The sequence below is a fragment of the Streptomyces sp. NTH33 genome (genome assembly GCF_003236365.1).
Classification (GTDB): Bacteria; Actinomycetota; Actinomycetes; order Streptomycetales; family Streptomycetaceae; genus Streptomyces.
In genome coordinates, this window is the sequence record NZ_POTZ01000251.1 from 1 (window position 1) to 10,714 (window position 10,714).

Annotated in this window: 9 protein-coding genes and 2 pseudogenes; 5 read left to right on the forward strand and 6 right to left on the reverse strand. The window is 72.2% G+C overall.

The genetic code is table 11. From position 1 onward, the window contains the following. Together C1I97_RS41655 and C1I97_RS41660 are read right to left on the reverse strand one after the other, a co-directional pair. Window positions 1-127 (reverse strand): MerR family DNA-binding transcriptional regulator (locus C1I97_RS41655; RefSeq protein ID WP_258382691.1); only part of this gene is annotated, 127 nt, incomplete at its 3' end. 34 nt (window positions 128-161) lie between these two features. Next, window positions 162-425: pseudogene (locus C1I97_RS41660) on the reverse strand (LLM class flavin-dependent oxidoreductase); the annotation flags it as partial. A gap of 134 nt (window positions 426-559) precedes the next feature. Here C1I97_RS41660 and C1I97_RS22580 point away from each other — a divergent pair. The 3 genes from C1I97_RS22580 to C1I97_RS22590 all read left to right on the forward strand — a co-directional run bounded on the left by C1I97_RS22580 (window position 560) and on the right by C1I97_RS22590 (window position 3,166). Further along, window positions 560-1,003 carry a MerR family transcriptional regulator gene (locus tag C1I97_RS22580; RefSeq protein WP_111005024.1) on the forward strand — a complete coding sequence of 148 codons (444 nt, stop codon included), beginning with the start codon at window positions 560-562 and terminating at the stop codon, window positions 1,001-1,003. A gap of 119 nt (window positions 1,004-1,122) precedes the next feature. After that, window positions 1,123-2,142 carry an LLM class oxidoreductase gene (locus C1I97_RS22585; RefSeq protein ID WP_111005025.1) on the forward strand — a complete coding sequence of 340 codons (1,020 nt, stop codon included), beginning with the start codon at window positions 1,123-1,125 and terminating at the stop codon, window positions 2,140-2,142. Between the two features lie 43 nt (window positions 2,143-2,185). Next, window positions 2,186-3,166: a nuclear transport factor 2 family protein gene (locus C1I97_RS22590; RefSeq protein WP_111005026.1), complete on the forward strand. Its 981-nt coding sequence runs from the start codon at window positions 2,186-2,188 to the stop codon at window positions 3,164-3,166. Between the two features lie 656 nt (window positions 3,167-3,822). On the opposite strand, the gene asnB is transcribed toward C1I97_RS22590, so the two are convergent. Next, entirely contained in the window at window positions 3,823-5,652 is a 1,830-nt protein-coding gene (asnB, locus tag C1I97_RS22595) for an asparagine synthase (glutamine-hydrolyzing) (protein WP_111005027.1), read from the reverse strand. 244 nt (window positions 5,653-5,896) lie between these two features. After that, window positions 5,897-6,430: a BBE domain-containing protein gene (locus tag C1I97_RS40080; protein ID WP_220040851.1), complete on the reverse strand. Its 534-nt coding sequence runs from the start codon at window positions 6,428-6,430 to the stop codon at window positions 5,897-5,899. A 219-nt stretch (window positions 6,431-6,649) separates the two neighbouring features. Between C1I97_RS40080 and C1I97_RS22605 the strand changes: the two genes are divergently transcribed. Further along, window positions 6,650-7,750: a baeRF3 domain-containing protein gene (locus C1I97_RS22605; RefSeq protein WP_111005028.1), complete on the forward strand. Its 1,101-nt coding sequence runs from the start codon at window positions 6,650-6,652 to the stop codon at window positions 7,748-7,750. A 44-nt stretch (window positions 7,751-7,794) separates the two neighbouring features. Here the strand turns inward: C1I97_RS22605 and C1I97_RS22610 are convergent, their stop codons facing one another. Then, entirely contained in the window at window positions 7,795-8,208 is a 414-nt protein-coding gene (locus C1I97_RS22610) for an SsgA family sporulation/cell division regulator (protein ID WP_111005029.1), read from the reverse strand. A gap of 269 nt (window positions 8,209-8,477) precedes the next feature. On the opposite strand from C1I97_RS22610, the gene C1I97_RS22615 reads away from it, so the two are divergent. Next, a complete protein-coding gene (locus C1I97_RS22615) occupies window positions 8,478-9,887 on the forward strand; it encodes a PP2C family protein-serine/threonine phosphatase (protein WP_111005030.1) in 1,410 nt (469 codons plus the stop codon). A gap of 22 nt (window positions 9,888-9,909) precedes the next feature. On the opposite strand, the pseudogene C1I97_RS22620 reads toward C1I97_RS22615, so the two are convergent. Further along, window positions 9,910-10,714 (reverse strand): annotated as a pseudogene (locus C1I97_RS22620) (hypothetical protein); the annotation flags it as partial.

A 10,714-nucleotide genomic window follows, 5' to 3' on the forward strand; every position in this document is an offset into this window, starting at 1 on the left:
GCGGCTTCATGCGGCGGATGACCATCAGGCGGGCGACGCCGGCCTCGGGGTGGAGGCGGAAGCCGCCCTGGGAGCGGGCGGAAGGGATGACGAGGCCGGCCTCCTCGTAGTGCCGGATGGTGCGCAGCGCGGCCGAGCCCGAGGTCGATCCGGCCGGGGTGGAAGGCCTCCAGCGTGCCGAACTGCTCGGCGACCACCAGGGGCATGTGGTTGGGCAGCATGATGCCGCCCGCGCCGACCCGGATGCGCTCGGTGGCGGCGGCGACCTCGGCCATCACGACCACCGTCGCGGACGAGGCGAGCGCGTTCGCGTTGTGGTGCTCGGCGATCCAGTAGCGGTGGTAGCCGGCGGCGTCGGCGGCCCGCGCCACAGCGAGGGTGTCGCTCATGGTCCGGGAGGCGTCGTCACCCTTGCGGAACGGCATGAGGTCGACGACGGAGAGGGGGATGCCCGACGCCGACCCCTTGGTTGAATCTTGGATATTTGCATTCACAAGCTTGACGGTAAACTTGCACACCAGTGTCAGGGTCAAGTTCTTGCCGTGTGAGGTGGACCACTGTGAAGATCGGCGAGCTGTCGCGCCGAACCGGGGTGAGCACCCGGTTGCTGCGCTACTACGAGTCCCAGGAGCTGCTGCACCCGTGCCGCCTGGCCAACGGGTACCGCGACTACCCGGAAAGCTCCGTCGCGCGCGTCGAGCAGATCCGCGCCCTGCTCAAGGCAGGCCTGGGCACCGAGGTGATCCGGGAGATCGTGCCCTGCTTCCAGGGGGCGGGCAGTGAGGTACGACCCATCGTCGACGCCGAGCTCGTCACCAAGCTCACCCGGGAACTCGCCGAGATCGAGGAGCGCATCGACACCCTGGCCCGCAACCGCGACGCCATCCGCTGCTACCTCGCCGAGGCGGCCGGCGGTGAAGGCCGTCACTTCTGTCACCCCGAGGACGAGCGGGCCCGGATGCCGTCCGCGCCCCGACGGCTCTCCGGAGCCAGGACGGCATGACGCGGTCGCCGGACTCCCGGCCCGTGGGGGCCGAAACACACACGGACGCGCCCGTGTGACCCATCTGACTCTCGCTCGGCTTGACCTTCACATCGATGTCAATTCCTAGCGTGAGTGCCATGAACCAGACAGCAGCAGCCCTCGATGTCCAGGGCGAGCACCAGCCGCCCTTCTCGAACCACCCCGGTCTGCGCCAGGCCTTCAGCCAGGGGCGCATGACTCTCGGCGTGATCACCCCGCTGGAGGGGTTCAGCGGCCCGGTCCCGGCCCTCGCCGACCACGTCGGCCTGATCCAGCAGGCAGAGCGAGCGGGTTTCGCCTCCGTGTGGGTCCGGGACGTTCCCCTGCTCGACCCGACCTTCGGTGACACCGGCCAGGTCTTCGACACCTGGGCGTACCTCGGCCACCTCGCCGCCACGACCGAGCGCATCAGCCTGGGCACCTCCAGCGTCGTACTGCCGCTGCACCACCCACTGGACACCGCCAAGGCCGCGTCCAGCATCGACCACCTCTCGGGCGGTCGGTTCCTGCTGGGCGTGGCCACCGGGGACCGCCCGGTCGAGTTCCCCGCGTACGGGGTCGACTACGAGAGCCGCGGGGAACGGTTCCGCGATTCCGTCGCCTACCTGCGCACCGTCACCGAGAACCGCTTCCCGACCGTGTCCTCCCCGCTCGGCACCATGCAGGGCACCGATCTGCTGCCCAAGCCCACGCACGGGCGGCTCCCCGTCTTCATGACCGGCCGGGGCCGACAGGAGATCGAGTGGATCGCCGAGCACACCGACGGGTGGCTCTACTACACGCCGCCCCTGCAGCAGCAGGCGCTCAACGTCAAGCGCTGGCGCGAACTCACCCACCGCGACGAAGGCGCCTTCAAGCCCTTCAACCAGGCCACTTACCTGGACCTCTCCGAGAACCCCACCGCCGAGCCGAGCCCCGTCCACCAGGGCATCAGCGTCGGCCGCGAACCTCTCCTCGAGCTCCTGCACGCCTGGCAGGACATCGGCATCGACCAGCTGATGCTCAACTTCAAGCAGAGCCGCCGCCCCGTACGCGAGGTGATCGACGAGCTCGCCCAGTACGTGCTGCCGCACTTCCCGCCCGGCGGGCAGGCAGACGCCACCGCCGACACCGCCTGACGCCGCGGGGCATCCCGCACCACGACATAGGAACCGAACCCCCATGACACCACCCAACGCAACGGACGACCTTCGCGAGACCGCCTCCGAACGCAGCGGGATCGACGCCGTCTTCACCGCGTTCCGCACGGCATGGCAGTCACGCGACCAAGCCGCCCTCGCGGGCTGCTTCACCCCGGGGGCCCAGGCACACCTGAGCCACTTGGGGCGCTTCACCGACGCGTCCGAGATCGCCGCCGCACTGCTCCGCAGCACCGCCGAAACCGACCTGACCAGGTACCGGGCCACCAACTCCTACACAGCGGTGTCCGGAACCACTGCCCAGCAGAGCGCCTACCTGCTCGGCACGCTCGCCGACGAACGCGCCGACGGCGCACTGGACGCCCTCCTGTTCGGCGGCCACTTCGTCAACACCTACGTCCGCACCCCCGAGGGCTGGCGGATCGACAAGATCCGCTTCGACCTGGACTGGCAGCACGGCAACCGGGACCACGCCCGCGGCTGGTCCTTCGCCGGCCGCACGCCCGACTGGCCCGACGACCGGACTCCTCCGGCGATCCTCAGCGAGCTCGACGCACCCTGGCACACCGTCCCCCGGCCAACCGAGCAGGGCAGTGCCGAGGAGCAGGTCGCGGAGGCGTACATCCGCTACGCCTGGGCCCTCGACCAGGCCGACTTCGGCCTCCTCACCACCGCGTTCACCGCCGACGCGAAGGCCGACCTGATCCCCTTCGGGAAGCTGAACAGCGGCCGCGACATCGTCGCGGCGCTGAAGGAACTGCGCATGGGCCAGCCCTCCATGCAGCACGCGGCCGGCGACTTCCAGGTGAAGGTCTCCGGCGACCGCGCGACGATGGACGTCTTCCGCGTCGTGCCGTTCGCCCCCACCAAGGAGACCCTCGACGCGCGGGTCCACGGCGCCCGCTACGAAAGCCGGCTCCGCCGCGAGAACGGCCTGTGGAAGTTCGACTGGCTCGACTACATCCCGGGCTGGGTCCAGTCCGCCGAGCACGACCGCCGCTGACCCCTCCCGCGGGCGCCGTCGACTTGGCCGACGGAATGATCTTCAGGTCGTTCGCCGGCGGGTTCGTGGGCGCGGCGGCGCCGCCACACCGGGACCACCGGTTCCCGGTGGAGGTGCTCGCACACGGCGTGCAGCGGTACCACCACTTCCCGCTGAGCTTCCGCGCGGTCGGGGAACTCGTGCCCGCCCGGGGCGCCGCCTCGTACGAGGCGGCCCGGCAGGTGGGTGCCCGACGTTCGGCCCGGCCCACGCCGCCGGCCGGTGACGCCGCCCACCCCACCCGGAGAACAAGCGGCATCCAAACGAGGGCTTCACCAAGCGCAACGGCGAGCGGCGGTACCGATGACGGGCGGTGGTCCAGGACGGGAACGTCCTGGACATCCCGGCGCCGAGCAGACGCAACGCCAAGGCCGCGCAGCGGTTCTTCCGCACCCCGCTGCAGAAGCAGTGCCGGGCACCGACCGGCTGCGCCGCCACGGGGCCGCGCTCCGGGCTGACCAGCAAACCAGGCATATCAGTGCAGGTCAGCGACATCCGTTGTTTTTCGGCGACTACTACGGGGACCCCTGCCGGCCGGCGGCAGTTCGTGCGGGGAGGACACGGAACCGCCCGGGAACGGGTGGGACGGGCCCCTCGGCCGCGACGGGCTGCTCAGTTCAGCCCGTGACGATCCGCGGGCGGTAGAGGTCCAGCCAGACGGCCAGGTCGAGGGCCCTCTCCAGGCCGCGCCGCGCCGCCTGCGTACCGGGGGTGACCTCGCGGTGCGCGGCGCGGCGCAGCCGCTCGGGGTCGACGAGGGCGAAGACCGGGTGGTCCGGCCGGGCGAGCAGGTCCTTGGCCTGGTCCTGGAGCGCGAGCGCGTACTTGGGGTCCTGGGTGGACGGGTAGGGGCTCTTGACCCTGTCGTACACGGACTTCGGCAGCAGGTCGGCGGTCGCCTCCCGCAGCAGGCTCTTCTCCCGGCCGTCGAAGGACTTCAGGGCCCAGGGCGCGTTGTAGACGTACTCCACGAGGCGGTGGTCGCAGTAGGGCACGCGGACCTCCAGCCCGACGGCCATGCTCATACGGTCCTTGCGGTCGAGCAGGGCGCGGACGAAGCGGGTCAGGTGGAGGTGGCAGATCCGCCGCATCCGGAACTCGAAGTCGCTCTCGCCGTCCAGGCGGCTCACGGCGCGCACGGCGGTGCGGTAGCCGTCGGCGACGTACGCCGGGATGTCGAGGGCCCGGACGAGGCCGGGGCGCAGGACGCCGGCGTCGTCGCCGAAGTCGCGCAGGTGCCGCACCAGCCAGGGGAAGGTGTCGGCGCGCCGCGCTTCCTCGTCGAAGAAGTGCTGGTAGCCGCCGAAGACCTCGTCGGCGGACTCCCCGGACAGGGCGACGGTGGAGTGGTCGCGGATGCTGCGGAACAGCAGGTACAGCGAGGCGTCCATGTCGCCGAAGCCCAGGGGCAGGTCGCGGGCGCGGACGACCCGCTGCCGGACCTCCGGGTCGGCGAGGGTCTGCGCGTCGAGCACGATGTCCTGGTGGTCGGTGCCGGCGGCGCGCGCCAGGTCGTGCACGAACGGCGTGTCGGGGGTGGCGCGCAGGTCGTCGGCGACGAAGTGGTCGGTCTGCCCGGCGAAGTCGACGGCGAAGCTGCGCACCTTCTCGCCGTGCCCGGCCAGCTGCCGGGCGGCGAGCGCGGTCATGGCGGAGGAGTCCAGGCCGCCGGAGAGCAGGGTGCAGCGGGGCACGTCGGCGACGAGCTGGCGGCGCACGATGTCGTCCAGGAGGGTGCGGACGGTGGCGACGGTGGTGTCGCGGTCGTCGGGGTGCGGCCGGGTCTCGAGCCGCCAGTAGACGCGGGTGCGCAGGCCGGTGCGGCCGACGGTGACGACGGTGCCGGGCTCGACCTCGCGCATGCCGTCCCAGACGGCGTGCCCCGGAGTCTTGACGAAGGTGAACAGCTCGCGCAGGCCGTCCAGGGTCACCAGGGGGTTGGCGAGGACGGCCTTGGGCTCGGAGCCGAAGAGGACACCGTCGGGGGTGGGCCGGTAGTAGAACGGCTTGATGCCCATGCGGTCGCGGATCATGACGAGCTCGTCGCGCCGGCCGTCCCAGACGGCGAAGGCGTACATGCCGTTGAGCCGTTCGGCGACGGCGTCGCCCCATTCCAGGTAGCCGCGCAGGACGACCTCGGTGTCGGAGTCGGTGGTGAAGCGGTGGCCGCGGGCGGTGAGGTCACGGCGCAGTTCGGTGAAGTTGTAGGTCTCCCCCGAGTAGACGAGGGCTACGGTGCCCTCCGGGGTGCCGGCGGTCATCGGCTGGCGGCCGCCGGGCAGGTCGATGATCGCGAGCCGGCGGTGTCCGAGGGCCGCCGGGCCCTCGGACCAGGTGCCGCGGTCGTCGGGGCCGCGGCAGGCCATCGTCTCCGTCATCGCGTCCAGGGTCGCGGCCTCGGTCCGGAGGTCGCGGTCGTAGGAGACCCAGCCGGTGATGCCGCACATCGGTTGCCTCCCATGGAACCGGTTGCATCGACCATCTATATGACGAGCGTGTGCCATCGGAGCAGGAGTGGTCAACGCGTCCGTGGCCCGGATGCCGCGGCGGCCCCCGCCGTTCCGGCCGCACTTTGCTCCCGGAACATCCGCCGGAGCGCCTGTCACCAGGGGCGGAGCGTCAGGTGTCGGCCAAGGGCAAAGACTTCTCCAACGTTTGCGGGCCGGGCCCGCACGACCCGGCCCGGTCCGGTCACCTTCCCGTCGAGGGGCGGGTGTCCTGGTTCAGGCGGAACAGGTTGGTGGGGTCGTAGGTGTCCTTGACCCCGACGAGCCGGTCGAGGACCGCGTCCGGGCAGGAGGCGCGCACCTTGTCGGCCGGGGCCCCGCCTCCACGGCGTCGAGCAGACGCAGGCTCTCCGCGCAGGCCTCGCGGGCGGCACGCCGGACCGCGTCGTCGAGCTCGTCGACGTCGATCCGCACCCCGCCGTCGTGGCCGAGCAGTACGAGGTCGTCCCGGAGGGTCACGACGTCGCCGGCCGCCCCCGCGGAGGCAGGGCGCGGCGTGCAGTACCTGGTGGAGGTTGTTCGACGCGGCCGCCCGGTCGAGGTCCGGCCGGAGCAGGTCGTAGAGCTCCTCCCGGTGCATCCGGTGGCCCGGTGCCAGGCACAGCAGCTTCAGCAGGCTCCGGGCCTTGCGCAGGCGCCAGGCCCCGGTGGCGACCGGGCGGTCCCCCACCGCCACGGCAAAACCGCCGAGGAGCCGGACGTACACCTCATCGGCCATCGCTGCCTCATGAGCAGGCTACCGTGCCACCGGCGTCCGGACCCGCGCAGCCCCCCGCGCGGTGCCGTCCGCGCCGGCGCGCGAAGGCCCTGCGGACGCGCCCCGTCCGTCGCGGATCATGCCGGGCCGCGGCTGCGGCCGCCATAGCGGCGAAAGGTCCCACACGCCAGCCGAGTTGCCCCGAATGCCTGATTCGCCTATCGGTCCTATCGTGCTGTCATGGAGCACGAGCTGAGTCCCTCGATACTCACCGAGCTGCGGCGTCCGCGCCTCTACCCCGCGGTGTCCGTGCTGACGCCGATGCACCGCCGCGAGCCCGACAACGCACAGGATCCGGTCCGGCTGCGCAATGTGGTGGCCGAGGCCAAGAAGCAGCTGGAGACCGACCCGCAGGTCACCCGGGAACGGCGCAACGACGTCGTCCGGCAGCTCGACCAGGCCCTCGCCGAGGTGGACCTGACGTACGCCGAGGACGGTCTGGTCATCTTCGCCGCCCCGGGCGAGCACCAGGTGTGGTCGCTGTCCCGCAGCGTGCCGGAGCGCGTGGTCCTCTCGGACACCTTCCTGACCCGCAACCTGGTCTCCGCGCAGACCGCCGAGCGCCCGTTCTGGGTCCTGTCCGTCTCCGCGGACCGCGTGACGCTGTGGAGCGGCGCGGGCGACCGCGTCACGGAGGACCACACCGGCGGCTTCCCCCTGACCAGGAAACTCGTCGAGAACTTCGACGCCGAACGCCAGATGCAGATCGGCGACGCGCCGAGCACCTTCCGGGACCAGGGCACCCGCCAGTTCCTGCGGGAGGCGGACAGCGCGATGAGCGCGGTCCTGCGGGAGCACCCGCGTCCGCTGTACGTCACGGGCGAGCCGGCGGCGCTGTCCGCCCTGGAAGAGGTCGGCAGCGTCGCCAAGTGCGCGGCGCACGTCCAGCGCGGCGGTCTGGCCCACGGCACCCCCGAGGCCGTCCGGCGGGCCATACGGCCCGTGCACGACGAGGAGACGCGGAGCGGCACCGCGGCGGTGGCCCGCGAGCTGGAGGCGGCCCGCGGACGCAAGGAGTACGCGGCCGGTGTCGACGAGATCTGGCAGACCGCCCGGGAGGGCCGCATCCGGCTGCTGGCCGTCGAGGAGAACTACCGCGTGACGGTGCGCGACAGCGTCGGCGGCCACCTGGTTCCGGCGGACACCGAGGAACCGGGCGCCCGCGAGGACATCGTGGACGAGATCGTCGAGCAGTGCCTGGAGACGGGCGCCGACGTCCGCTTCGTCCCCGACGGCACCCTGGGCGACGCGCAGGGGATCGCCGGAGCGCTGCGCTACTGACGAAGAGAGCGGCCGGGCCGTCCCCCGTGCCGGGCCCGGCCGGATCAGACCGCGCCGAAGAGGGCGATCAGGCCCTGGTCGACAGCCGTGGAGAGGTCCTCCTGGCCTGGCGGCACCACGGCGTAGCTCCGCTGCAGGAAGCGGCGCAGCGGCGGGGTCTCGAACCGGAGCAGGGCCAGGCCGGAGGGCGAGTGCAGCTCCAGCACCGTGCGGAAGGCGCCGCACGGCCACAGGTGCACGTCCCCGGCCCCGGCCCGCCGCTGGAGCCCCTCCTCCAGCAGGGCGCGGGAGAAGGTCCAGGTGACGTCCTTGCCGTCGAGGGCGGTCTCGGGCGGGAAGTCCAGGTACACGGCCAGCGGGTCCGCGGAGGCGTAGCGCAGGGTGACGGGCACGGGGAGTTCCTGCCCGCGCCCGGTGATCAGGTGGGCGCGGGCGGGCTGTTCGAGAGTGATGTCCATGATCGGTCCCCCCTGTGGATCGTCGAGTCGGCCGTTGTGCCGTTGTTGTTAGGAGTCCGCAGGGGCCTTCTGCATTACGTCCGACCGGCCGCCAATTCATGTGACCTGCGTCACTTTTCCCGTTGCGGACCCCGGAAGACCGTGGCATATGCCGGGTGCATCCTCCTGCCGTGTCTTGCCAAATCCCCTACGGCCCGTCGCCGGCTGTGCGACAGTCGTAACGGCCCTTCCCGCCGCCCCGGCCGTACCGTTTCGCATCGGAGTGCGTCATGCCGCCCCATCTCTCCGCGGACCGCTCACCCGCCCAGCCACCGGGGCGCGGCCCGCTCGACGCGCTGATATCGCAGGCGCGCCGGCTCAAGGGCGAGGTGGACGCCGTGCGGCGGGGAGCACAGGGCGACGCGTCGGATCCGCAGGGACGCTGGGAGCGCGCGTTGTGCGACCTGGCGCTGCATCAACTCGACGAATTGGACGACCACTTGGCGCAGCTGAGGGACGGACCGCCACCGGTGACCACCACCCCCGTCACGGCCCCCGCGGCGCCGCCCGGCTCACTGCTCAGCCGGGTCGGCAGCGCCGAGTGGAACCTGCTGACGGGCGAGGCCGGCTGGTCGGGCGAGCTGTTCCGGATCCTCGGCCGCAACCCCGTCGTACCCCCGCTCACCCTCGACGAACTGCCCTCCGTCGTACTGGAGGAGGACCGGCCCCGGCTGACCGCGATGGTCACCGACTGCCTCGTCGACGCGCGGCCCATCGACGGGGAGTTCCGCATCGTGCGGCCCGACGGCGCCGTCCGCACGGTGCACATGATGGGCGAGCCCGTGCTCGACGCCGACGGCAGCACCACCTCGATGTGGGCGGTGCTGCGGGACGTCAGCGAGCTGCGCCGCAGCCAGTCGGCGGTGCGCGAGACCCGTGACTCGCTGCAGCACCACCGGCACCGCGCGCAGACCGAGCACCGGCTCGCGGTCGAGCTGCAGGAAGCCGTGCTGCCGCCGTGGCGCGGCTCCCTGCGGTTCCCGCACCGGGGCCGCCCCGCACTCGACCTGGCCGCCCACTACCTGCCGTCCTCGGCCGGCACGCCGTTCGGGGGCGACTGGTACGACGCGCTGGAGCTGGCCGACGGCGACACCCTGCTCGGCGTCGGCGACCTCACCGGCCACGGGCCCGGCGTCACCTCCGGCATGGCGATGCTGCTGGGCGCCGTGCGCGGCATGGCGCTGGCCGGTTCCGGGCCCGGACAGCTGATGACCTGGCTCAACCAGTTGCTGGACGGCGCCGCCCAGCCCGCCCTGGGCAGCGCCGTCTGCTGCCGCTACCGTCCCGCCACCCGCACCCTGACGTGGGCGCGGGCAGGACACCCCGCCCCGCTGCTGTTCCGCGGCGGGACGGGGTGGGTACCGGACGCCCCGCACGGCGTCCTGCTCGGTGCCACCCCGGGATCCTGCTACGGGCAGGCCGAGGAGACCCTCGAGGTGGGCGACCTGCTCCTGCTGCACACCGACGGACTGGTGCCGCGGCGCGGCCGGAGGGCCGCCGCACAGCGCCTGCTCGACCTGGCCCCGCGGTTCACCGCGGCGCGCGACGTGCAGGACTGCGTACGGACGGTCGTGGAGGAGTTCGGCGGGACGGAGCGCGAGGACGGCGCCTGCGTGCTGGCCGCCCGGGTGATGTCGTAGCCGGTGTACGGAACCGCCGGCGCTACGCCGGCGCGGTCCCGGGGTTCCTCCCCTTCGGCTTGGGCAGGGCCAGCCGGATCTCCTCCCGCAGCTCACTGATCTTCGGATAGGTGGCGTACTCGGCGGTGAGCCGGTACATCTGGCGCAGCCGGTCCCAGGTGCGGCGGGAGGAGTTCGACCCCATCGCCATCAGAGCCAGCCGTGCGTACCGGTCCGCCTGTTCGGGGTCGTCCGCGATGAAGCAGGCGGAGGCCATGGACAGGTGATCGAAGATCTTCGACCGCTCCCGGCCGTCGACGCGGAGGGCCAGGGCCTTCTCCGCGTAGTGCTGGGCGTGCGCGGCCGCGTCCGGGTCGTGCTCCGCCAGCGTGCGGTACGCGAGCGCCTGCATGCCGTACAGATCCTCGTCCTTGAAGGTCTGCATCCAGTCGAGCGGTTCCACGTCGCCCGTGTCGGAGACGAAGAGGTCCTCCGCCTGACCGAGGGTGCGGCGCATGGCCTGGCCCTTGCCCATCGAGGCCTGGGCCCAGGCCTCGATGGTGTGGAACATCGCCTTGGTGCGCGGCTGGAGGCGGTCGCCGGAGCCGGACTGGGCGAGTTTCATCAGGTCCAGCGCGTCGTCGGGGCGGCCCAGGTGCACCATCTGGCGTGCCGCGCGGGACAGCGCCTCGCCGGCGCGGGGGCGGTCGCCGCCCTCCCGCGCGGCGTGGGCGGCGATGACGAAGTACTTCTGGGCAGTGGGTTCCAGGCCGACGTCGTGCGACATCCAGCCGGCCAGGACGGCGAGGTTGGCGGCGACGCCCCACAGGCGCCGCTGGAGGTGGGGT